Genomic DNA, 21,255 nt, shown 5'->3' on the forward strand with positions numbered 1-21,255 from the left:
GACCGGGATGACCTCCGAGACGATTCCGAAGAACGGCAGGGCGATGATGTACACCTCTGGGTGCCCGAAGAACCAGAAGACGGCGCTGAGCATCCTGGCCGCGCTGCTGCTCGGGTTCGTCGTCGACGCCGGTCTCGTCGGCCAGCTGCGCCACGCGCGCGACCAGCAGGTCGACTACGCGGACTTCCGCAACGCCCTGGCCAACGGGACGGCCCCGGTCGGCCGTTCCGAGGGCGGCGGCACGGCGGCCGCGCCCGGGGATCCGGTGGCGCTGCTGGAGATACCCGCGCTCGGCCTGCGCGAAGTCGTCGGCGAGGGCACCACGGCGGAGGACCTGGGACGGGGGCCCGGCCACCGCCGGGACACGCCCCTGCCCGGCCAGGCCGGAGTCAGCGTCGTCATGGGCCGGCAGGCCGCCTACGGTGGGCCGTTCGGCCGGCTCGGCGAACTCAGCACGGGGGACAGATTCACCGTGACCACGGGCCAGGGCAAGCACACGTACCGGGTCATCGGCCCGCGCCGGGCCGGTGACCCGCAGCCGCCCGCGCCCGCCGAGGGCGGCGGCCGGCTCACCCTCATCACGGCCGACGGCACCCCGTTCATGCCCCGCGGCATCCTGCGGCTCGACGCCGACCTGGTCTCCGACGTCCAGCCCACACCGGCGCCGGCTCTCCCGCCGGGCGCCCTGCCGGAGGACGAGACGGCGATGGCCACACAGCAGGCGGCCTGGCTGCCGCTGGTGCTGTGGGGGCAGTGCCTCGTGCTTGCGGCCGCGGGCCTGGCCTGGGCACACGCCCGCTGGGGGCGGCCGCACACCTGGGTGGTCGGGGTACCCCTGCTCGGCGCACTCGGCCTCGCCGTCGCCGACCAGGCGGTCCTGCTCCTCCCCAACCTGCTGTGACCGTGACCGAGTTCTGCCGGACTTTCATGAGTGAGGACATGCCGTGACCCAACAGAGCACGCGGACCGAGACCACCCTCCCGCTGCCGACGCACCCCGACGGGGCCCGGAGCACCGGTGGCACCGGGGCCACCCTCGACGCCCGGCGGATCTCGGCCTGGTTCGGCGACCACAAAGTCCTCGACCGCGTGTCGCTGACCATGCCGGCGAGCTTGGTCACGGCGCTCATCGGCCCGTCCGGCTGCGGCAAGTCGACCTTCCTGCGCATCCTCAACCGCATGCACGAGCTCGTCCCGTCCGCCTCGCTGGCGGGCGAGGTGATGATCGACGGGCAGGACATCTACGAGGCGGGGCAGCGGCTGACGGAAGCCCGGCGCCAGGTCGGCATGGTCTTCCAGAAGCCCAACCCGTTCCCGGCGATGTCCATCTACGACAACGTCACCGCGGGCCTGAAGCTCACCGGCATCCGCATGGGCGGCGCGGCCAAGGACGACCTCGTCGAGGAGTGCCTGACCAAGGCGGGTCTGTGGAAGGAGGTCCGCACCCGCCTGCGCCAGCCCGGCGGGGCGCTCTCCGGAGGCCAGCAGCAGCGCCTGTGCATCGCCCGGTCCCTGGCGGTGCGGCCCAAGGTGCTGCTGATGGACGAGCCGTGCTCGGCGCTGGACCCCACGTCCACGCGCCGTATCGAGGAGACGATCCGGGAACTGGCGCACGAGGTGACGATCGTGATCGTCACGCACAACATGCAGCAGGCGGCGCGGGTCTCCGACCAGTGCGCGTTCTTCCTCGCGGAGCAGGGCACCCCGGGGGCGATCGTCGAACACGGCCCCACGTCGGCCATGTTCGGCACCCCCTCGGACCCGCGCACGGCCGACTACGTCGAGGGCCGCTTCGGGTAGGGGCGCCACCTGCGGCGGGCCTCTTCCCCGAGCCCGGCCCCGGGGCCCCGGACCGTCCGGTGGGCCCGCCGCAGGCGCCCTCGCGCGCGCACCCAGTGCGGTAAGGGGCCCTTGCTCATGCGTCCCTATACTTCCCCCATGCCGCCCATAGCTCACCGCCCCCGCCCCGCGGTCGTCGTCGCATGACCACCACCGACACCCCCACCCCCGAGCGCCGCAGCCGCATCCTCGCCGATCTCACCCCGCTGCGGACCTCCGTGCACTACCGGCGGCTGTGGTTCGGGAACACCGTTTCATGGATCGGGCAGGGCATGACCGCCCTGGCGATCTCCCTCCAGGTGTACGACATCACCCGGTCCAGCTTCTCCGTCGGCCTCGTCGGGCTCTTCTCCCTCGTCCCCCTGATCGTCTTCGGGCTGTACGGCGGCGCCGTCGCCGACACCGTCGACCGGCGCAAGCTCGGGTTGTACAGTGCGATCGGGTCCGCGGTGCTGTCGGCCGGGCTCGCGTGCGCCGCGTTCGCGGGGTTCCACCACGTCTGGCTCCTGTACGGCGTCGTCGCGCTCCAAGCCGTGTGCGCCGCGCTCAACTCGCCTGCGCGATCCTCGATGATCCCGCGGCTGCTGCCACCCGAGCAGTTGCCCGCGGCCAACGCGCTCAACTCCATGACGACGACCTCGGGGATGCTGATCGGGCCGATGCTCGGAGGGCTGATCGTCGGATACGGGGGCTATCAGATCGCGTACCTGGTCGACGCCGTCGCCTTCGGCGCCTCCCTCTACGCCATGTGGCGGCTGCCCGCCATGCTGCCCGACCGCGACCGCACGGCGGCGAAGCGGGCGTCGGTCCTCGACGGGCTGCGCTTCCTCGCCACCCGCCCGAACATCCGCATGACGTTCTTCTCCGACTTCTGCGCGATGATCCTTGCGCACCCCCGGGCACTGTTCCCCGCCATCGCCGTGCTCTGGTACGGCGGTGACGCCCGCACCACCGGGCTCCTCGTCGCCGCACCCGCCGTCGGGGCCCTCATGGGCGGGGTGTTCTCCGGCTGGCTGGGGCGGATCCGGCGGCACGGGGCGGCCATCCTGCTCGCCGTCGCAGCCTGGGGTACGGCGATCGCCGTGTTCGGGCTGACCAGGAACCTCTGGCTCGGGCTGTTCTTCCTCGCCCTCGCGGGCTGTGCGGACACCGTGTCCATGGTGTTCCGGAACACCATGCTCCAGGCGGCGGCGCCCGACGAGATGCGCGGGCGCCTTCAGGGCGTGTTCATCGTCGTCGTCGCGGGCGGGCCGCGCCTCGGGGACTTCCTCGCCGGGTCCGTCGCGGGCCTCACGTCCCCCGCGGTCGCCGTCACGGGCGGCGGGCTCGCATGCGTGCTGGCGATCGGTCTGCTCACCCTGCGCGCACCCGGTTTCGTACGGTACGACGCCCGCACGCCGACGCCGTAGGAGCAGACGCGGCAGCACACGCCGGGAAGCCGAGGGCGACTGGCAGGTATCCGCCGTGGCACGAAACCGCCAACATCAGGCCGCCCCAAGCGACTTCGGTTCACCCCACACTCTTCGCAACGCCCGGAGCCACCCCTTTCACCGGGTGTACGAGGAGAGACACTCATGACCAGAGCGCCCGCGAGAAGGAGGGCCCGGCTGCTGGCGGCCGGGCTCTCGCTCGTACTGCTCCCGGCCGGACAGGCCCTCGCCGCCCAGACCCCCGAGAGCCCCAAGGGCGGTGTCACGCCCGCGGATGCGGCTCCCCGCCACACCGTCACCCTCATCACCGGTGACAAGGTCACCGTCACCGATCTGGGCGGCGGCCGCAAAGCCGTGGCCGTCGAGCGTCCCAAGGACGCCGCCGGCGCCGTGCGCAGCGAGATATCGGACGGCCGGGTCACCGTCGTACCCGACGAGGCCCGGCCCTACCTCGACGCCGGGGTCCTGGACAAGCGGCTGTTCGACGTCACCGGGCTCATCGAGCAGGGCCTCGCCGAAGGCGGACCGGTCCCGCTGATCGTCACGTACGCCAAGGGCAGCCGCGCCGCGACCCCGCGCGGCGGGGACACCGTACGGTCCCTCCCCAGCATCGGCGGCGTGGCGATGAAGGCCGAGCCGGGGATCCTCTGGGACACGGTGGCCACCACCCGCCGTGCCTTCTCCGGCGGCATCGAGAAGATCTGGCTCGACGGCCGCGTCGAGGCCGACATGGTCGAGTCCAACGCCCAGATCGGCACCCCCGACGCCTGGGAGGCCGGACTCACCGGCAAGGGGGTCAAGGTCGCCGTCCTCGACACGGGAGTCGACGCGGGCCACCCCGATCTCGCCGGACGCGTCGGCGAGTCGAAGAGCTTCATCGAGGGCCAGGAAGTCGCGGACCGCCACGGCCACGGCACCCATGTCGCCTCCACGGTCGGCGGCAGCGGCGCGGGCTCCGACGGCAAGGAGAAGGGCGTCGCGCCCGGTGCCGACCTCGCCGTGGGCAAGGTCCTCGACAACGAGGGCAACGGCAGCGAGTCGCAGATCATCGCCGGCATGGAGTGGGCCGCCAAGGACATCGACGCCAAGGTCGTGTCGATGAGCCTCGGTTCGCGGGAGCTGAGCGACGGCACCGACCCGATGGCCGAGGCCGTCAACACCCTCAGCGCCCAGACCGGCGCCCTCTTCGTCATCGCCGCGGGCAACGCCGGCGCCCCCGGCAGCCTCGGCTCGCCCGGCACCGCCGACTCCGCGCTGACTATCGGCGCCGTCGACTCGGCCGACGAGGCCGCCTACTTCACCAGCCAGGGCCCGCGCTACGGCGACCACGCCCTCAAGCCCGACCTTTCCGCGCCGGGCGTGGACATCCTCGCCGCGCGTTCCCAGCTCTCCTCCGGCAGCGGCCTGTACACCTCGATGAGCGGTACGTCGATGGCCACCCCGCACGTCGCCGGTGTTGCCGCGCTGCTGGCCGAGGAGCACCCCGACTGGACCGGAGCGCAGCTCAAGGACGCGCTGATGTCGTCGTCGAAGCCGCTCGACGCGAGCCCGTACGTGCTCGGCGCCGGCCGCGTCGACGTACCGGCCGCGACCCGCGCCCGCATCACCGCGACCGGCAGCGCCGACCTCGGCTTCTACAGCTGGCCGTACGAGGCCGAAAGGCCGGTCACCAGGACCGTGACGTACACCAACCACACCGACGCGCCCGTCACGCTGACGCTCGCCGTCGAGGGCGCCCCGACGGGTGTCGCCACGCTCGCCGACTCCACGCTCACCGTGCCCGCGCACGGCACCGCGCAGACGACGGTGACCGGTGACGGCGCCAAGGCCGATGTCGGCACCAACGGCGGCCGGATCACCGCCGCCGCCGACGGCACGGTCGTCGCCCGCACCGCCCTCGGCCTGGTCAAGGAGGAGGAGCGGTACACCCTCACGGTTCACGTGAAGGACCGCGACGGCGCACCGACGGCCGCCTACCTGGGCGTGCAGAAGCTCGCCGAGGGCGAGGACCCGTTCCCCGAGAGGGCCGGCGAGTCCGGCACGCTGGAGCTGCGCCTGAGGCCGGGCACGTACACGGTCGACACCTTCCTCGACGTACGCGGCAGCAAGGGCAAGGACTCCCTCGGCCTCGGCTTCCTCACCGAGCCGGAGATCACCCTCGACCGGGACCGCGAGATCACCCTCGACGGCCGGAAGCTGCGCGAGCTCCGCGCCGACGTGGACAGGCGCAGCGAGACCCGCCAGTTGCTGATGGAGTTCGACCGGAAGGCGAACGGATCCCACTACGGCGGGGCCGTGCAGGTGCCGCCCAAGTACGACTCGGTCTTTGCGGCACCCACCCGCAGGCCGGCCACCGGCACCTTCGAGTACCGGACCGTCTGGCGCCTCGGCAAGCCGATGCTGGAGGCCGAGGCCGGCGGCAAGCGGATCAGCGACACCAGGGTGCAGGCCGGCACGACCCCCCTCGACGGCGAGCTGCGCCTCGGCATCGTGGACGCGGGCACCGGCGACGCCGCCGCCTACGAGGGCAAGGACGTGCGGGGCAAGGCCGTCGTCGTCCGCCACACCGGCGCGGTCACCCCGGCACAACTCGCCCAGAACGCGCAGGACGCGGGCGCCAAGGCGCTGTTCGTCACCGATGACGCGCCCGGCCGGCTGATGGCCTGGTTCGGCACGGCCGAGTACGAGGACCGTCCGCTGCACGTCGTGACCGTCAACTCCGCCGACGGGGCACGGCTGATCGCCGCGGCCGCCCGGCACGAGCGGGTGGAGCTGACCGGTACCCGGTACACGCCGTACGTGTACGACCTCTCCGAGGGCCACCGGGGCGCGGTGCCGGACCGGGACCTCACCTACCGGCCCGGCGAGCGTGATCTGGCCGTACTGAACACCAGGTTCCACGCCACGAAGGCCGCGGACGGCAGCGACTTCCGCTACTCGATCACCGACACCTTCCCGATCGGCTTCGGCTTCCAGGAGAAGGTCGCGTTCCCGGTGGAGCGCACGGACTACGTCAGCACCGGCCCCGGACAGCGCTGGCACGAGTCCGTCACCAACGGCCCGGGCGCCGTCGAGCAGCGCAGCGGCACACCCGTCTACAAGGGCGGCACCCGCTCGACGCTCAACTGGTTCAAGCCGGTCTGGCATCCGTGGCTCGGCACCGGACTCGGCTGGGGTCAGGAGCGCGCCGGCAACAACCTGCAGTTCAACACGCCCGGCTGGGGCGACTCGGGCCCGGACCACACCGGCTTCGGCGACGTGTGGAGCGACGACTCGATGACCCAGTTCACCGAGGTGTACGTGGACGGCGTGCGGGTCGACCGCAAGATGAGCTCGGGCGCGTACGCCCGGAACGTCAAGCCGACCGAGCAGGAGTTCAGGGTCGTCACGGACACGACGATGGATCCGGAGCGGTGGGTGCTTTCCACCCGCGGCCACTCCGAGTGGACCTTCCGGTCCAAGGAGACCCCGGACGACCGGTGGACCTTCCTGCCGCTGCTGAACCTCGGCTTCGACGTCGACACCGACCTCAACGGCAATGTGCGGGCGGGGAAGAAGCTCGACGTCGGGATCTTCTCCGAGTACGTGAAGGGCGCCGTCGGCACCGGCACGATCACCGGCGCCGCGCTGGAGGTGTCGTACGACGACGGGAGGACGTGGTCGAAGGTCCGGCTCGACGGCGTACGCGGCAAGTCCGCCGCGTGGGAGGCCTCGCTGTGGGTGCCGAAGAGCGCCGACCACCTCTCCCTTCGTGCCTCGGCGACCGACGACCGGGGCGGCTCGGTGAAGCAGGAGATCATCCGGGCGGTCGGCGTGAAGTGACACGCTGACCGATCCCCGGAGCAGAGGCCCGGTACGGCGAAGCGGCGCCGTACCGGGCCGTTCGGCGTTGTACGGGGGTTCGGCGCTGGGCCGGGCCGTTCAGCAGGTGGGTGCGTCGCCCGCCGGGGGGCCTGTGCGACGCCGGGTGTCGAGCGACCACGTATGGGTGCAGCCCGGGCACTGGAGGTGGACGACCGCCCCCTTGTTGGAGATCAGGTACCGCCAGTGCTCCCGGCAGTTGCGCCCGTCGGTGCAGGCGGCGCAGTCCTTCGCGTCGTCGCAGTGGGGGCAGGGCACCCAGGCGCGGCGGGCGATGTCCGCCTGCGGATCAATGGGCAGCCGCACGGCCGGGCTCCCCTCCGGGCAGGACACCGGCGGCCACGAGCATGTCGTACGTGCGCTGCTGCTCGGCGTCGAGGCCGGAGTACAGGAGTGCGTAGGCCTCGTCCTCACCCTGCAGCGCGGCGATCGGGTCCCAGTCGGGACCGAGCGCGGCCACGACCTCGGCGCGTCGCCTGGCCTCCTCGAAGGTCAGGTCGATCGTGAAGGGTATGTGGCCGGGGGCGCTGTCCTGGTCCATGGCGAGACTTCCCGTGGTGCGGTAGGGCTCTGCCACGTGTATCAGAGGGCCGGGACGAGAGTGAAGCGTCATGGTTCGGCTGTGACGCACTTCATGAGAGCTTTGTCTCTTTACTCCTGACTTGTCACGATTCCGCGTACGACGCCGAGCTCCACCAGGTCCTGCGGCCGCAGCCGCAGCTGGTCCGCGGTCGCGGGAGCGTCGGACGGGGCGCGCTTGAGGATGGCCGCGGCGAGCTCCGGGGCGATGACGGAGAAGTAGCTGTCAGGCGTGGCCCAGGTGCGGCCCGGAGCGGCCAGTGCCAGGGCGCCGCCCGACCCGCCCTCGCCGATCACCAGCGTCGTCACCGGGACCCGCGCCTCGGCTATCGCCGCGAACACCTCGGCGATGGCCGCGCCCGCGCCGTCCCGCTCCGCCTCGGCGTCATTGGCGGCGCCGGGCGTGTCCACGAGCGTCAGCACGGGAATGCCCAGCCGGTCCGCGAGCCGGATCAGCCGGGCGGCCGCGCGGTACCCGGCGGGCCGTGTCGCGGTCCCCGTCTGCGCGGCGTACGCGACCGACCGTCCGCCCTGCAGCCCGAAGCCGCACAGCATCCCGGCGCCCGTGCCGCCACGGCAGTCGCCCCGGACCGCGAGGCGCTCGTCGAAGTACGCGTCGAGATACGCCCCGGCCCGCGGGCGCCGGGCCGACCGTGCCTGCTGGACCGCTGCCCAGCCGGTGGGCGCGACCGTCGTGTCGCCGAGCGCGGCGGGCGGGGGGACGGGCGGGCCACCGCGGTGGACTTCCTCCGCGCCGGCCGCGACGGCACCGGAGGGCCCGTGCGAGGTCGGCGCTCCGACGCCCACGGGCGGGCGTGCACCGGCCTGCGGCTCCGCCGCTGTCTTCGAGCCCGCCGCGTCTCCCGTGGGGGACGCCCGGTCCGGAGGGGGCGTCCCGCGTCCGGCTTCGCCGCTGCCGGCAGCCGTCGTGGCAGCCGGGCCGCCCGCCGTCGTGGCAGCCCGGCCGCCCGCGGTCGCGGCGGGGGAGCCCGGCCCGGAAGGCTGTCCGGCGACTGGTTCCGGTGGCCGCGACCCGCCGGTCAGCAGGATCAGCCACAGCGCCAGCGTCGGGCGCAGCTCCTCCGGGCGGACGATCGCGTCGATCTGCCCGGCGGCCAGCTGGCCCTCCGCCGTGTACGCGGACGGGTCGGCGTCCGGCGGGCGCACCCGGGAGCCCGCGAAGCCGATCTGGGCCCCGGGCAGGGCGAGGATCACGTCCGCGCCCGCGCCGAGCGTGGCCCAGCCGCCACCCGTCGTGGGGTCACGGACGACCGCGATCTGCGGGAGCCCGGCCGCGCGGAGGAGGGCCGGGGCGCGGGCCACGCGCTGCAGCTGGGTGAGGGCGACCATGCCCTCCTGCATCCGGCTGCCACCGGTCGCGATCAGCGACACCAGCGGGAGTCGCGCTGTGCGCGCGTGCGCGTACGCCGCCTCCAGCCGGTCCCCGGTCCGCTCACCCAGCGACCCGCCCATGTAGGGGAACTCGAAGGAGACGACCACGGCACGCCGCCCGCCGAACTCCGCGGTGCCCCAGACGACCGACTCCTCCTCGCCGGTCCGGGCCACCGCCCTGGCCCGCGAGGCGCCGTAACCGGCCCAGCCGATGGGACCGTCGTCGGATGCGGATGCGGATGCGGATGCGGATGCGGGCGCGGCCCCGGTTCCGGGTCGCGCCTCCTCGAACCTGTCCGCGACCAGCGCGATCGCCTCACGCGCGGTCAGCCCGTCAGACATCGGCCCGGCCGTCGGTCAGTGCCCGCTTCATTATTTTGCCCATGTCGTTGCGGGGCAGTGCGTCGAGGAAGCGGACCGTGCGCGGCCGCTTGTGCGGGGCCAGTTGCCCGGCCACATGCTCCGCCAGCTCCCGTGCGGCCGGCGGGCTCGCCGGATCCGCCGGCACCACCCACGCCACCACCCGCTCGCCCAGATCCGGGTCCGGCTCACCGGTCACCGCCGCCTCCCGCACCCCGGGATGCTCCAGCAGCACGTTCTCGATCTCTCCGGCGCCGATCTTGTAGCCGCCGCTCTTGATCAGGTCCGTCGCCCTGCGGCCCACGATCCGTACGTGACCGTCCGCGTCCCGGACCGCCATGTCCCCCGTACGGAACCAGTCCCCGTCGAAGGCCGCCGCCGTTGCGTCCGGCCGGTTCAGGTACGCGGTGAACAGGCTCGGACCGCGCACCTGGATCTCGCCGACCGACTCACCGTCGTACGCGGTGATCTCGGAGCCGTCGTCCTCGACGAGCCGCAGCTCGACGCCCGGCAGCGGCAGACCGACGGACCCCGGGCGCGGCTCGCCGTCCACGCGGACACTCGTGTTCATCAGGGTCTCGGTCATCCCGTACCGCTCGACGACCCGGCGCCCCGTCGCCGCGAAGATCCGCTCGTGGTCGTGGACCGGCAGGGCCGCCGAGCCCGACACGAGCAGCCGCGCGCCCGCCAACGCCTTGCGCAACTCCGGGTCGTCCTCCACCGATTCGGCCAGCCGGTGGTACATGGTCGGCACCCCGAAGAGCATCGTCCCGCCCGCCCCGAGCTCCCGCGCCACGCCCTCCGGCGAGAACCTCCCGAGGTGCCGCACCGAACCGCCCCGCCGCAGTGGCCCGAGGATTCCCAGGATCAGCCCGTGCACATGGAACAGCGGCAGGGCCTGCACGAGGACATCGTCACCGGTCCACGCCCACGCGTCCTCCAGCGCGTCCAGCGTCGCCGCGATCGCCCGCCGCGGCAGCACGGCGCCCTTGGGCGGGCCCGTCGTCCCGGACGTGTAGACGATCAGTGCGGGAGCACCCGGGTCCGGCTCGGGAGGCAGCTCGGGCCGCCCGGACGGCGGTGTGACCGGGATGTCCACGCGCTCCAACCCGCCCAGCACCGGTGGAAGTTCGTCCTCCGGCCCCGCCAGCACCAGCGACGGCGCGCTGTCCCCGACGATGTGGGCCAGTTCCCGCTCGCCGGTCTTCGGGTTGAGCGGTACCGCGGGCACCCCCGCGAGCAGCGCGGCGACCACGCCGACCGCCGTCTCCAGCGACGGCGTGGCCCACACGGCGACCCGCCCCGCCTCCGGGAGCCGGCCCGCCAGCGAACCGGCCGCCGCGGCGAGCTCACCGTAGGCCAGCGCACGGTCGCCGAAGCGCAGTGCGGGCCGGCCGGAACCCTCGTCACCCGTGGTCAGGGCCGGGAACAGAGCACTCACTAGTCGTCCTCCTCACGTCACGCGTGCACGGCGCTGGTCGTCCTCGCCCGCAGTTCCCACCATTCTCCCGAATACCCACCGAGGGGGATGCCGTGGCCGTACCACGCGCACGAATGATCATGCTCTTCGCCGTCCTCGTCGCGCTCCTCGTCCCCCCGGCCCAGGCGCACGCCCAGGCCCGCGCCGCGCGCAACCCCGTCGTCCTCGTCCACGGCTACAACGCCGACCCCGGCGTCTGGGGCAGCCTCCGCGACGACCTCAAGGCCGACGGCTGCACCGACGCCGAGCTCTTCTCCTGGGGGTACGACACGCACCGGTCCGTGAACGAGTCCCTCTCCGGCAGCTTCGCCACGAACGTCGAGGAGGTCCGCCGCCGGACCGGCGCCGAGCGCGTCGATGTCGTCGCCCACTCCTTCGGCAGCCTCGTGACCCGCTGGTACGTGAAGTCCGGCGGCAGCACCGGGACCGTCGCCCACTCGGTCTCCCTCGGCGGCCCCAACCACGGCACCTCCGTCGGCTGGGCCTGCGCCCTCTGGGACCAGGCCTGCCGCGACATGACGCCCGGCTCGTACGTCCGGACGAACCTCGCGTCAGGCGACGAGACCCCGGACGCGGTGAAGTACGCGACCTGGTGGTCCACCTGCGACGAGATGATCAACCCGGACAGCAGCGTTCCCCTGGCCGGGGCCACGAACAACGCCGACGGCTGCCTCGACCACAACGCCCTGCTCGGCGACGACGCGGTCTCGCAGGGCGTCCGCGCGTTCCTGCGCACCTAGGTGCGCCGACCGGGGACGTGGAAGCTGCGGTGGCCCTGGCGACGGCAGGTCATGTACGGCAGGTCATGCGAGGACGATCAGCATGGCCAAGGCCAGCGCGAGACTCATGATGACTGTGGCGACGCAGATGCACAGCAGACGCTGCTTGAGCGCGGCGTACCGCGCGGCGTACTCCCGGCGCAACTCCTGGGCGCGGGCGGCCGTCATTTCCAGGGACCGCTTCGTGACAGCCATTCGGTCCTGCGTGTAGAGGTTGACGATCTCGAGTCGCTGGCTGGAGGTGAGCCAGTACATTTGATCGGCGAATTTCTCTGCATCGCGCCGGGCTTCCTGAATTCTGCTCTGGACGAGCAGATACCCCTCAATCCTGTTGATACCGGCTGCGGTCTCCGAGACCGGATCCCCCGAGGGGCCGTTCATTCACGACCGCCCGTCTTGATCGCCGCGCTCCGCGGAGCCGCCGCGGTCCCGCCTGACCAGTTCACCGTCCTCGGCGGGGCGGTCGTACTGCATGGCGGCGAGGCCGGGATGGTGCAGGTCGAACGCCGGGGACTCGGAACGGATCCGCGGCAGGGTGAGGAAGTTGTGCCGCGGCGGCGGGCAGGACGTCGCCCATTCGAGCGAACGGCCGTAGCCCCACGGGTCGTCGACCCCGACCTTCTTGCCGAACTTGGCGGTCTTCCAGACGTTGTAGAGGAACGGCAGGACCGACAGGCCGAGCAGGAACGAACTGATCGTGGAGACGGTGTTCAGCGCGGTGAAGCCGTCGGCGGCCAGATAGTCCGCGTAACGGCGCGGCATACCCTCGGCACCCAGCCAGTGCTGGACGAGGAACGTGCCCTGGAAGCCGAGGAACAGCGTCCAGAAGGTCATCTTGCCGAGCCGCTCGTCCAGCATCTTGCCCGTGAACTTCGGCCACCAGAAATGGAATCCGGCGAACATCGCGAAGACCACGGTGCCGAAGACGACGTAGTGGAAGTGCGCGACGACGAAGTACGAGTCGGAGACGTGGAAGTCCATCGGGGGCGAGGCCAGGATGACACCGGTCAGACCACCGAAGGTGAAAGTAACAAGGAAGCCGATCGTCCAGAGCAGCGGGGTCTCGAAGGACAGCGAGCCCTTCCACATGGTGCCGACCCAGTTGAAGATCTTCACCCCGGTCGGCACCGCGATCAGGAAGGACACGAAGGAGAAGAACGGCAGCAACACCGCGCCGGTGACGAACATGTGGTGGGCCCATACGGTGATGGACAGACCGGCGATCGCGATGATCGCGGCCACCAGGCCGATGTAACCGAAGATGGGCTTGCGGCTGAAGACCGGGATGACCTCCGAGATGATTCCGAAGAACGGCAGGGCGATGATGTACACCTCCGGGTGCCCGAAGAACCAGAAGAGGTGTTGCCACAGCACCGCGCCGCCGTTGGCGGAGTCGAAGACGTGTGCGCCGAACTTGCGGTCGACCTCCAGGGCGAACAGGGCCGCCGCCAGCACGGGGAAGGCGAGCAGGACCAGCACACCGGTCAGCAGCACGGTCCAGGTGAAGACCGGCATACGGAACATCGTCATGCCGGGCGCGCGCATGCAGATGATCGTGGTGATGAAGTTGACCGCACCGAGGATCGTGCCGAAGCCGGAGAAGGCCAGACCCATGATCCACAGATCGCCCCCGACCCCCGGCGAGTGGACCGCGTCCGTCAGCGGGGAGTAGGCGAACCAGCCGAAGTCGGCTGCACCCTGCGGGGTGAGGAAGCCGGACAGCGCGATGAGCGAGCCGAAGAGGTACAGCCAGTAGGCGAACATGTTCAGCCGCGGGAACGCCACGTCGGGCGCGCCGATCTGCAGCGGCATGATCCAGTTCGTGAACCCGGCGAACAGCGGCGTCGCGAACATCAGCAGCATGACCGTGCCGTGCATCGTGAACGCCTGGTTGAACTGCTCGTTCGACATGATCTGTGTACCCGGACGAGCCAGTTCGGCGCGCATGAAAAGCGCCAGGACACCGCCGACCAGGAACATGCCGAACGATGTGACCAGATACAGCGTGCCGATGGTCTTGTGGTCGGTGGTGGTCAGCCACTTCACCACCACATTGCCAGGCGCGTGGCGGCGCAAGGGAACTTCATTCTCATAGGCATCCGCCGGCGGAATGCCGGACTGGGTTCCCACGTCACCGTTCACACGAACTCCCGCAGAAATAGGCTCCCGGACCCCGCCCCAAGGCTTGCAGCCATGCTTCACTCGATACGCATGCATGCCCGCTGGGCAATCTATCCGCACGCCCCGACTCACGCCTCGCCTGGATATCGGCTGTTCGGGTGATACTCCGTCGAGATCGATGAATTCTCCGGGTCCGCCCGCGGTGCGTGAACGATTCGTCAGTTCATCGCCGTAGCCATCTGCTCCGGCGGCGCGGGCGGGAGTCGCCGCCCGTCGGCACCGGCCGGTCGGTGAGCGCGCCCGTCGGGATCCGCCCGAGCGGCCCCACCGGACCGGCTCGGCCACCACCACCACCACCAGCGGCGACTGCTCGAAGGAGCTCATGCCCAGCCGGTCCTTGCAGTCGCCCGAGCGGCGCGGTCGGATTCCACGCCCAGAAGAGGTGAGCAGAGAGGGCCTGCTGCAGCTCACGGCAACCGGCTCACCTGCCTCACGGGAGCGGCAGGGCGACCTTCACCGCATACACGGCCACCAGGCCGTACCCCACGCGAAACGTCCAGGCCCGCGCCCGCGCGCCGATCCGCGACCCCGCCAGCCCGCTCGCGGCGACGAGCAGCTGCTGCCACACGAACGACGCGGCGAACACCCCGGCCACGAACACCACTCCTGCCGTACCGCCGCTGAGGGTGGAGCCCTGGGCGGTGGTGAGCGCCGCGAAGTACAGGGCGGTGGTGGGGTTCACCAGGGTCAACGCGGCGAACCGGGTGAAGGTCCGTACCGGCCCGTCGGCCCCCTCGGCGACCGCCGCCGTCGCAGCGGTCTCGTTGCCTGCCGACCCTGCCGACCCTGCCGACCGTGAAGCCCACAGCCCCCGGACCGCGATCACCATCAGCACGGCCGCCGACACCAGTCGCACCCTCGCCTCGACCCCCGAGAGCACGGACGCGACCAGCGGGCCGATGGCCGTCGCCACCGCCGCGTACGCCATGTCGACCACCGCCACCGCGGCAGCCGCGGCGATGGCGCCGCGGCGCTCGCGCATCCCCTCCTGGATCAGCAGAACCCCCACCGCACCCAGCGGCATCGCCACGCCAAGGCCGGCGGCCGCGCCGGCGACCGCCGTCGTCCATGTCTCGCTCATGGCGCACACCATCGGACCGTGCCCGTGGCCCGCGCGGCCGATTTGGGCCGGGTACTGCGACAATCGCGGCATGGATCGCCTCGACAGCGAAATCCTCGGTGTACTGCAGGAGGATGCGCGGATCTCGTACCGCGATCTGGGTGTACGGGTCGGGCTGAGCGCGAACGCGGCGGCCGACCGGGTGCGGCGGATGCGCCGCGAAGGCGTCATCCGCGGCTTCACGACGCTGGTCGACCCGGCCGCGGCCGGCGCCCGGGAGGGACTCGTCGTCTTCATCGACATCACGCTGCGCCTGGACACGACGAACGAGGAGTTCGAGGACGCGGTGCGCCGCTTCCCCGGTATCACGGAGGTCGTCCATGTCACGGGCGCCCACGACTACCTCGTCCGCGCCCGCGCCGCCGACCCGACGGCCCTCGACACCCTCCTGCGCCGCCTCAAACGCGAAGCGGGCGTCGCCCAGTCCAGCACGCGCATCGCCTTGCGCACGGCGAGGTAGCCGTTCGGGGCTCCCGACCACCGGGCGTCTGCCAACGCGGGGCACCCCGAAGGGCGCTGCGAAGGTGCCGGAGCGCTTCTCGGTGAGGTAGAGGTTGCCGAACACCTCCGTCTGCACCCGGATGGGCACACCGACGAACGAGTGCATCCCGGGGTTCCCGTCCGGCACACCGCACGAGCGCGGATCGGCCGTCAGACCGTCGAGCCGCAGGCGGCCGCGGATCCTGGATCAGCGCGCCGACGAGTCCGCTCCGCCCGCCCGGGAGGTGTCCGATCCGCTCGCGTTCGTCGTCGGTCGGTCCGGTGCTGAACAGTTCGGTGATCCGGCCGCGTTCGGGGTCGACGACACCGGGCGCCCGGTACCGGGCGCCGATCAGCCTGGCCGCCCAGTCTCACGATGTGCTGCAGGATGGTGCGCAGTTCGAGGTCGGTGCCGACGCTCAGCACCGCCTCCAGCAGCACGGGCAGCTTCGCCGAAGCCCTGCCCGCTCCGCCCGACCGGGGGCATCCTCAGGCGGTGAGCGGATCGAGGATCATCGCCTGGATACGGCCCTCCAGCATCTCCCCGAGCCCGAGCACCGCGCACACGTCGGGCCGCTCGGCGATGTTCACCGGCATCCCGGTCGCGTCGCGCAGCATCTGATCGAGTCCGGGCAGCAGCGCGCTGCCGCCGACCATCATGATCCCGAGGTCGGCCAGGTCGGCGACCAGGTCCGGCGGGCACTCGCGCAGGATCTTCCCGATGCCGTCGAGCACGGCGGTGAGCGGGGTGTGGATCGCGTCGCGTACGGCGGCGGTGTCGACCTTCACCGAACGGGCGAGCCCGGTGGCGACGTCGCGGCCGTGGATCTCGGTGACGTCGGGCCCGTCGGGGGTGAGGCCGTTGCCGCTGAGGGCGAGCTGGAGGGGGCGTACGGACTGGCTGGGCAGCATCAGCTCGTGCTGGTGGCGCAGGTGCTGGATGACGGCGTGGTCGACCGCGTCACCGCCGACGGGGATCCGTGCGGCGGTGACGATCGAACCGAGCGAGAGGACGGCGATCTGGGTGGTGGCGGCCCCGCACACCATGATCATGGTGGCGGTCGGCTGCTCCACCGGCAGCCCGCATCCGACGGCCGCCGCGATCAGCGTGTCGACGAGCTCGACGCGCCGCGCGCCGAGCCCCACGAGCGTCTCCACGGTGGCGCGCTGCGCGAGCGGATCGGCGTCGTGCGGGGTGCAGGCGGCGGCGCGCAGCCGGGGCTTGCGGCGCAGCTGGCGGCGGAGCTTCTCGCCGAGCAGATGGCGCAGCATCCGCTGGGCCATGTCGATGTCGACGACGGTGCCACCGCTGACGGGACGTACGACCCGGATGTAGTCGGGCGTCCGGCCGGTCATCTTCTCGGCGAACTCGCCGACGGCGATGAGGGCTCCGTTCCGGGTGTTGACGGCGGCCACGCTCGGCTGGTCGACGACGAGCCCGACGCCCTTGACGAAGACACGGGTCCTCGCGGCGCCCAGGTCGACGGCGACTTGGCATCGGCGCAACTGCTCAAGACTGACGGTCATGCCGTTCCTCCCGAGAGCGGTTCTCTTCGCATGGTGCGATCACCCGCGGCCCGGCGCGCGCTGGGCTGAGCCGGTCGGGGGGTGGGGGAGGGGCTCGTACCTGACGCCACATCAGCAGCGACGGCGACCGGCATCCCGAACACGGGGGTGGTCACCTCGGCCGCTGGAGCAACCCTCGCGTGGCTGTCTCTGCGGGGGGAGCTCTTGGGCCCTGGCCGGATGACCCCTGGGTCGTCCCCGTCGCATCGGCTGCTGCAGCAGCCCTCGGGTGGCTGTGTCTTCCCGGGGGCTACCCCCGGACCCGTGGACCCCTGGCCGGATGGCCTCTGCCGCGCCGTCACGTCGGTTGCAGCAACCCCCCGGTGGCTGTGTCTTCCCGGGGGGTTACCCCCGGACCTCCGGCGGGGGCTTCCGCGCCGTCACGTCAGCCGCTGCAGCAACCCCCAGGTGGCTGTGTCTTCCCGGGGGCTGCCCCCGGACCCCCGGCCGGGGGCTTCCGCGCCGTCACGTCAGCCGCTGCAGCAACCCCCAGGTGAACTCCGCGACGCACGGCTTCCCGTCGGGCAGTGTGAAGGCCAGTCGCCAGCGCGTCGGGGCCGTGCCCTCCATCGGGCGTACGGGGGCGAAGGCTTTGGCCACCTCGTCGACCGTGCACGACCAGGGGCGCAGATCGTCCTCCGTGCGCAGCTCGGGACCGGCCACCCCCGGCGCCCGGACCAGCCATTCGTTCCACACGGCCCCGCCCGGCGCCGAAAGCACCTCGAAGCGGAGGTCGGGCCAGAGCGGTACGGGCCACAGGTGCGCGTCGCACTCCAGGTCGCCGATGCGGCGGCGGGTGGTGGACTCGGGTGCGCCGAGCACGGACCGGTAGCGGGTGAGGGAGCCCCGGGCGCGGGGGGAGCGGACCATCGCCTGCCAGCGGCGGTTCGCCTCCCTCATGTCGGCGATCGACACGCCCAGTCGGTGGCGGGCGTCCTCCACGAGGTCCGGCTGGTGGTCGGCCATCCGGCGGAGCAGGACGAGCTGGAAGTCGAGCGGCCCGAAGCTGTTCATGCACCCATCCTGCCCGGCACCACTGAGCCCGTACGCGCAGCCCTACGCCAGTCGCCCCGCCAGGGAATCCGTGATTCCGCACAAGATCTTCACAGGCCCGGCTATCTCTGTTGTCCCGAGCCTGCGTACGCTGCGGGCGCCATGGATTACTGCTACCAGTGCCGCCGCCACCTCAACGGAGCTCTGGCGTGCGCCGGATGCGGTACTCCCGTCGAGGAGCTCCGGCACCAAAACCCCGCTGCGGCGCAGACGAACGACGTTGTCATCGAACTCGGCGGTGCACACGACGAGGACCCGCCGCCGGCCGGACGTCGCCGCGCGCCCGCCCAGGGGCGGCGTGCCCGCCGGGCCTCCGGTACACGCAGACGCCGCAAACGTGGGCGCAAGGTGCTGATCAGCGCGGTCGGTCTGGCGCTCGCGGCGGGTGCCCTGAGTCTGGCCGAACTCGCGCGGGAGTCCGCGTGGAACGACGGTGCGTCCGTGGAGGTCCGTGAGGAGGAGTCCCTCGCGGTCGACGAGATACCCGACCCGACCACCAGTGACGAGCCGGCGAGCGGGCCCAGCGAGGTGAGCGAGCCGCCCACCACGTCCTCGGCCACGGCCCGGCCGAGCACGGGTACCCCAGGGCGCGGAAGCGCGCGGCCCACGGCGGCCCCGTCGTCGTCCCCGGCCGCTCCGTCCGCGAGTTCGTCCGCGACGGGACCGGCTCCGAGCAGTGGCGTTTCGCCGTCAGGTTCGGGTGGCCCCGGCAACCCGACGCAGTCGTCCCCGGCCTCGCCCCCGCCGCCCCCCACACCGACGCCGAAGCCGTCCGAGACGTGCAGGTGGTTCATCTTCTTCTGCGCGTGAGGTCACGGGGCCGATGATGAACCCGTCCGGCCTCCGAGGACACAGAACAACATCCGAGGACGGACACCCGGGCCCACCGGACAGTGCCGGTACGCCGCCGCCCCTAAGCGGCCGGCGGCTCCCCCAGCATCCGCCGCAGCAGATCCCGCAGCACCGTCCGCTCCTCCGCCGACAGCTCCGCCAGCGGCTCGCGCGCGAAGTGCAGGGAATCCCGCAGTCGCCGCGCCGTCTCGCGGCCCTCGGTCGTCGTCGCAGCGATCTTGACGCGGCGGTCGGCCGGGTCCGGGCGGCGCTCGACGAGGCCGCGCGCCTCGAGCCGGTCGACTATCCCCGTCACGTTCGACGGCTCGCACTTCAGCTTCTGCGCGATCCGCCGCATGGGCGTGGCCTCCAGGGAGAGCAGCCCCAGCACCCGCGCCTGGGCGCCGGTGAGCGCGTGGCGGCTCGCGGCCTCCTCGTACTCGTCGTGGTAGCGGGCCACGACGGAGCCGATCAGATCGACGACCTCGAGGGTCAGCGGGTCGGTGCGAGATGTGGTGGCCATGCGCACCAGCATACCCAGATGCTTGACAACATGAAATATTCAGGAGCATGGTTGTTTCAGAACATGAAGCTTTTCTAGGAGGCCCGCACCCATGTCCGCGTCCGCTCTTCCCTCCTCCGGCCGTGAATGGCACCTGGTCGCCCGCCCGCAGGGCTGGCCCGAGCCGGGGGACTTCGCCCTGCGCGAGGCCCCGGTGGCCGAGCCGGGCGAGGGCCGGATCCTCGTCCGCAACCTGCACTTCTCGGTCGACCCGTACATGCGCGGCCGGATGAACGACGTGAAGTCGTACGTACCGCCGTTCCAGCTCGACCAGCCCATGGACGGCGGCGCGGTCGGCGAGGTCGTCGCGTCGAATGCGGAGGGCTTCGCCGTCGGCGACCACGTCCTGCACTTCCTCGGCTGGCGCGAGTACGCGGAGGTGGAGGCAAGGCACGCCACCAAGGTCGACGCCTCCGCCGCCCCGCTCTCCGCGTACCTCGGCGTGCTCGGCATGCCCGGGCTCACCGCCTACGCCGGTCTCTTCGACGTCGCCTCCTTCAAGGAGGGTGACGCGGTCTTCGTCTCCGGTGCCGCCGGTGCCGTGGGCAACCAGGTCGGGCAGATGGCGAAGCTGAAGGGCGCCTCGCGCGTCATCGGTTCGGCCGGCTCCGACGAGAAGGTCAAGCTCCTCGTCGAGGAGTACGGCTTCGACGCGGCCTTCAACTACAAGAAGGGCCCCGTGGCTGAGCAGCTCAAGGCCGCCGCCCCCGACGGCATCGACGTCTACTTCGACAACGTCGGCGGCGAGCACCTGGAGGCCGCGATCTCCTCGCTCAACGTGCACGGCCGCGCCACCATCTGCGGCATGATCTCCCAGTACAACGCGACCGAACCCACCCCCGCCCCGCGCAACCTCGCGCTGGTCATCGGCAAGCGACTGCGTCTGCAGGGCATGCTGGTCCGCGACCACGAGGCGCTCCAGCCGCAGTTCGTCCAGGAGGTCGCGGGCTGGCTGCGCTCCGGCGAGCTCAAGTACACGGAGACGGTGGTCGAGGGCATCGAGCACGGCGTGGACGCGTTCCTGGGCATGCTCCGCGGTGAGAACACCGGGAAGATGATCGTTTCCCTCACCCGCTAGGCTCGGCTCAGCCGTCGCGGTCGTGGGCGCGAGCCGCGGCGAACCACAGAAGGAAGCGTCTTCATGTCGATCCAGCAGTCCGACGTCCTGTACACCGCCGTCGCCACCGCGGAGAACGGTCGTGACGGCCGTGTCTCCACCGACGACGGCAAGCTCGACGTCGTCGTCAACCCGCCGAAGGAGATGGGCGGTTCCGGGGCCGGTACGAACCCGGAGCAGCTCTTCGCCGCCGGTTACAGCGCCTGCTTCCAGGGTGCGCTCGGTGTGGTCGCCCGCCAGGAGAAGGCCGACATCTCCGGCTCGACGGTCACCGCCGAGGTGGGCATCGGCAAGAACGACGAGGGCTTCGGCCTCATCGTCAAGATCTCCGCGGCCATCCCCAACGTGGACGCCTCCACCGCCAGGGACCTGATCGAGAAGGCCCACCAGGTGTGCCCGTACTCCAAGGCCACCCGCGGCAACATCACGGTCGAGCTCGCCGTCCGAGCCGGCTGATCACGCAGGCGAGGAGGGCCGCACCCCGACCGACCGGGGTGCGGCCCTCGTCCACACCGTCCCTCAGCGGGCCGGCCTGTTCAACTCCATGACAACAAGCGGGACTTGCGGGGCATCGGGGTCACCTGTGGCCCAACCGCACGGTCCCCGACCGGCGCATTCCGGCCCCC

At 71.7% G+C, this 21,255-nt stretch carries 19 protein-coding genes and 1 pseudogene; 9 read left to right on the forward strand and 11 right to left on the reverse strand.

The genetic code is table 11. From position 1 onward, the window contains the following. Positions 1 to 81, reverse strand: a pseudogene (locus tag ABT078_RS37835) (cbb3-type cytochrome c oxidase subunit I); the annotation flags it as partial. Between ABT078_RS37835 and ABT078_RS37840 the strand changes: the two are divergent. The 4 genes from ABT078_RS37840 (at position 47) to ABT078_RS37855 (ending at position 7,090) form a co-directional block, all read left to right on the forward strand. Continuing rightward, a complete protein-coding gene (locus ABT078_RS37840; protein WP_351236205.1) occupies positions 47 to 901 on the forward strand; it encodes a sortase in 855 nt (284 codons plus the stop codon). The pseudogene ABT078_RS37835 and the gene ABT078_RS37840 overlap by 35 nt on opposite strands. Positions 902 to 983: 82 nt before the next feature. Further along, positions 984 to 1,799: a phosphate ABC transporter ATP-binding protein gene (locus ABT078_RS37845; protein ID WP_502981513.1), complete on the forward strand. Its 816-nt coding sequence runs from the start codon at positions 984 to 986 to the stop codon at positions 1,797 to 1,799. A gap of 182 nt (positions 1,800 to 1,981) precedes the next feature. Then, complete coding sequence (locus ABT078_RS37850; RefSeq protein ID WP_351236150.1) at positions 1,982 to 3,247, forward strand: MFS transporter; 1,266 nt, start codon at positions 1,982 to 1,984, stop codon at positions 3,245 to 3,247. A 165-nt stretch (positions 3,248 to 3,412) separates the two neighbouring features. Further along, complete coding sequence (locus ABT078_RS37855) at positions 3,413 to 7,090, forward strand: S8 family serine peptidase (protein ID WP_351236152.1); 3,678 nt, start codon at positions 3,413 to 3,415, stop codon at positions 7,088 to 7,090. A 99-nt stretch (positions 7,091 to 7,189) separates the two neighbouring features. Here the strand turns inward: ABT078_RS37855 and ABT078_RS37860 are convergent, their stop codons facing one another. From ABT078_RS37860 to ABT078_RS37875, 4 genes are all read right to left on the reverse strand, one after another. Further along, positions 7,190 to 7,435: a hypothetical protein gene (locus ABT078_RS37860; protein WP_351236154.1), complete on the reverse strand. Its 246-nt coding sequence runs from the start codon at positions 7,433 to 7,435 to the stop codon at positions 7,190 to 7,192. Then, positions 7,419 to 7,670: a DUF6400 family protein gene (locus ABT078_RS37865; RefSeq protein WP_351236209.1), complete on the reverse strand. Its 252-nt coding sequence runs from the start codon at positions 7,668 to 7,670 to the stop codon at positions 7,419 to 7,421. The genes ABT078_RS37860 and ABT078_RS37865 overlap by 17 nt, the downstream gene beginning before the upstream one ends. Before the next feature lie 110 nt (positions 7,671 to 7,780). Then, on the reverse strand, positions 7,781 to 9,442 hold the full coding sequence (locus ABT078_RS37870; RefSeq protein ID WP_351236156.1) for a carboxyl transferase domain-containing protein: 1,662 nt from the start codon (positions 9,440 to 9,442) through the stop codon (positions 7,781 to 7,783). Next, positions 9,435 to 10,901 carry an acyl-CoA synthetase gene (locus ABT078_RS37875; RefSeq protein ID WP_351236158.1) on the reverse strand — a complete coding sequence of 489 codons (1,467 nt, stop codon included), beginning with the start codon at positions 10,899 to 10,901 and terminating at the stop codon, positions 9,435 to 9,437. The genes ABT078_RS37870 and ABT078_RS37875 overlap by 8 nt, the downstream gene beginning before the upstream one ends. A gap of 92 nt (positions 10,902 to 10,993) precedes the next feature. On the opposite strand from ABT078_RS37875, the gene ABT078_RS37880 reads away from it, so the two are divergent. Beyond that, positions 10,994 to 11,680 carry an esterase/lipase family protein gene (locus tag ABT078_RS37880; protein ID WP_351236160.1) on the forward strand — a complete coding sequence of 229 codons (687 nt, stop codon included), beginning with the start codon at positions 10,994 to 10,996 and terminating at the stop codon, positions 11,678 to 11,680. 63 nt (positions 11,681 to 11,743) lie between these two features. On the opposite strand, the gene ABT078_RS37885 is transcribed toward ABT078_RS37880, so the two are convergent. From ABT078_RS37885 to ABT078_RS37895, 3 genes are all read right to left on the reverse strand, one after another. Continuing rightward, positions 11,744 to 12,100 carry a hypothetical protein gene (locus ABT078_RS37885; RefSeq protein ID WP_351236162.1) on the reverse strand — a complete coding sequence of 119 codons (357 nt, stop codon included), beginning with the start codon at positions 12,098 to 12,100 and terminating at the stop codon, positions 11,744 to 11,746. Beyond that, complete coding sequence (gene ctaD / locus ABT078_RS37890; RefSeq protein ID WP_502981510.1) at positions 12,101 to 14,224, reverse strand: aa3-type cytochrome oxidase subunit I; 2,124 nt, start codon at positions 14,222 to 14,224, stop codon at positions 12,101 to 12,103. 106 nt (positions 14,225 to 14,330) lie between these two features. Next, positions 14,331 to 14,981, reverse strand: coding sequence for a LysE family transporter (locus tag ABT078_RS37895; protein WP_351236165.1), 651 nt, complete (start codon positions 14,979 to 14,981; stop codon positions 14,331 to 14,333). A gap of 70 nt (positions 14,982 to 15,051) precedes the next feature. Between ABT078_RS37895 and ABT078_RS37900 the strand changes: the two genes are divergently transcribed. Further along, entirely contained in the window at positions 15,052 to 15,480 is a 429-nt protein-coding gene (locus ABT078_RS37900) for an Lrp/AsnC family transcriptional regulator (protein ID WP_351236167.1), read from the forward strand. Between the two features lie 509 nt (positions 15,481 to 15,989). On the opposite strand, the gene ABT078_RS37910 is transcribed toward ABT078_RS37900, so the two are convergent. Together ABT078_RS37910 and ABT078_RS37915 are read right to left on the reverse strand one after the other, a co-directional pair. After that, the gene (locus ABT078_RS37910; RefSeq protein WP_351236169.1) at positions 15,990 to 17,027 is read right to left on the reverse strand and encodes a rod shape-determining protein; all 1,038 of its coding nucleotides are present in this window, start codon (positions 17,025 to 17,027) and stop codon (positions 15,990 to 15,992) included. Positions 17,028 to 17,531: 504 nt separating this feature from the next. Continuing rightward, the gene (locus ABT078_RS37915) at positions 17,532 to 18,080 is read right to left on the reverse strand and encodes a hypothetical protein (protein WP_351236171.1); all 549 of its coding nucleotides are present in this window, start codon (positions 18,078 to 18,080) and stop codon (positions 17,532 to 17,534) included. A 141-nt stretch (positions 18,081 to 18,221) separates the two neighbouring features. Here ABT078_RS37915 and ABT078_RS37920 point away from each other — a divergent pair, with 141 nt between their 5' ends. Continuing rightward, the gene (locus ABT078_RS37920) at positions 18,222 to 18,929 is read left to right on the forward strand and encodes an SCO2400 family protein (protein ID WP_351236173.1); all 708 of its coding nucleotides are present in this window, start codon (positions 18,222 to 18,224) and stop codon (positions 18,927 to 18,929) included. 103 nt (positions 18,930 to 19,032) lie between these two features. On the opposite strand, the gene ABT078_RS37925 is transcribed toward ABT078_RS37920, so the two are convergent. Then, positions 19,033 to 19,473: a MarR family winged helix-turn-helix transcriptional regulator gene (locus tag ABT078_RS37925; protein WP_351236175.1), complete on the reverse strand. Its 441-nt coding sequence runs from the start codon at positions 19,471 to 19,473 to the stop codon at positions 19,033 to 19,035. Between the two features lie 91 nt (positions 19,474 to 19,564). Between ABT078_RS37925 and ABT078_RS37930 the strand changes: the two genes are divergently transcribed. After that, positions 19,565 to 20,590: an NADP-dependent oxidoreductase gene (locus ABT078_RS37930; protein WP_351236177.1), complete on the forward strand. Its 1,026-nt coding sequence runs from the start codon at positions 19,565 to 19,567 to the stop codon at positions 20,588 to 20,590. A gap of 63 nt (positions 20,591 to 20,653) precedes the next feature. Beyond that, entirely contained in the window at positions 20,654 to 21,085 is a 432-nt protein-coding gene (locus tag ABT078_RS37935; RefSeq protein ID WP_351236179.1) for an organic hydroperoxide resistance protein, read from the forward strand. Positions 21,086 to 21,255 lie beyond the last annotated feature (170 nt).

The organism is Streptomyces sp. NPDC002133 (assembly GCF_040296405.1).
GTDB lineage: Bacteria > Actinomycetota > Actinomycetes > Streptomycetales > Streptomycetaceae > Streptomyces.

Excerpts from the sequence above, each read along its gene's own strand:
- ABT078_RS37840 (WP_351236205.1), top strand. The coding sequence starts at position 47 with ATGTACACCTCTGGGTGCCCGAAGAACCAGAAGACGGCGCTGAGCATC.
- ABT078_RS37850 (WP_351236150.1), top strand. The coding sequence starts at position 1,982 with ATGACCACCACCGACACCCCCACCCCCGAGCGCCGCAGCCGCATCCTC.
- ABT078_RS37855 (WP_351236152.1), top strand. The coding sequence starts at position 3,413 with ATGACCAGAGCGCCCGCGAGAAGGAGGGCCCGGCTGCTGGCGGCCGGG.
- ABT078_RS37865 (WP_351236209.1), bottom strand. The coding sequence starts at position 7,670 with ATGGACCAGGACAGCGCCCCCGGCCACATACCCTTCACGATCGACCTG.
- ABT078_RS37870 (WP_351236156.1), bottom strand. The coding sequence starts at position 9,442 with ATGTCTGACGGGCTGACCGCGCGTGAGGCGATCGCGCTGGTCGCGGAC.
- ABT078_RS37885 (WP_351236162.1), bottom strand. The coding sequence starts at position 12,100 with ATGAACGGCCCCTCGGGGGATCCGGTCTCGGAGACCGCAGCCGGTATC.
- ctaD (WP_502981510.1), bottom strand. The coding sequence starts at position 14,224 with ATGAGCTCCTTCGAGCAGTCGCCGCTGGTGGTGGTGGTGGTGGCCGAG.
- ABT078_RS37895 (WP_351236165.1), bottom strand. The coding sequence starts at position 14,981 with ATGAGCGAGACATGGACGACGGCGGTCGCCGGCGCGGCCGCCGGCCTT.
- ABT078_RS37900 (WP_351236167.1), top strand. The coding sequence starts at position 15,052 with ATGGATCGCCTCGACAGCGAAATCCTCGGTGTACTGCAGGAGGATGCG.
- ABT078_RS37910 (WP_351236169.1), bottom strand. The coding sequence starts at position 17,027 with ATGACCGTCAGTCTTGAGCAGTTGCGCCGATGCCAAGTCGCCGTCGAC.
- ABT078_RS37915 (WP_351236171.1), bottom strand. The coding sequence starts at position 18,080 with ATGAACAGCTTCGGGCCGCTCGACTTCCAGCTCGTCCTGCTCCGCCGG.
- ABT078_RS37920 (WP_351236173.1), top strand. The coding sequence starts at position 18,222 with ATGGATTACTGCTACCAGTGCCGCCGCCACCTCAACGGAGCTCTGGCG.
- ABT078_RS37925 (WP_351236175.1), bottom strand. The coding sequence starts at position 19,473 with ATGGCCACCACATCTCGCACCGACCCGCTGACCCTCGAGGTCGTCGAT.
- ABT078_RS37930 (WP_351236177.1), top strand. The coding sequence starts at position 19,565 with ATGTCCGCGTCCGCTCTTCCCTCCTCCGGCCGTGAATGGCACCTGGTC.
- ABT078_RS37935 (WP_351236179.1), top strand. The coding sequence starts at position 20,654 with ATGTCGATCCAGCAGTCCGACGTCCTGTACACCGCCGTCGCCACCGCG.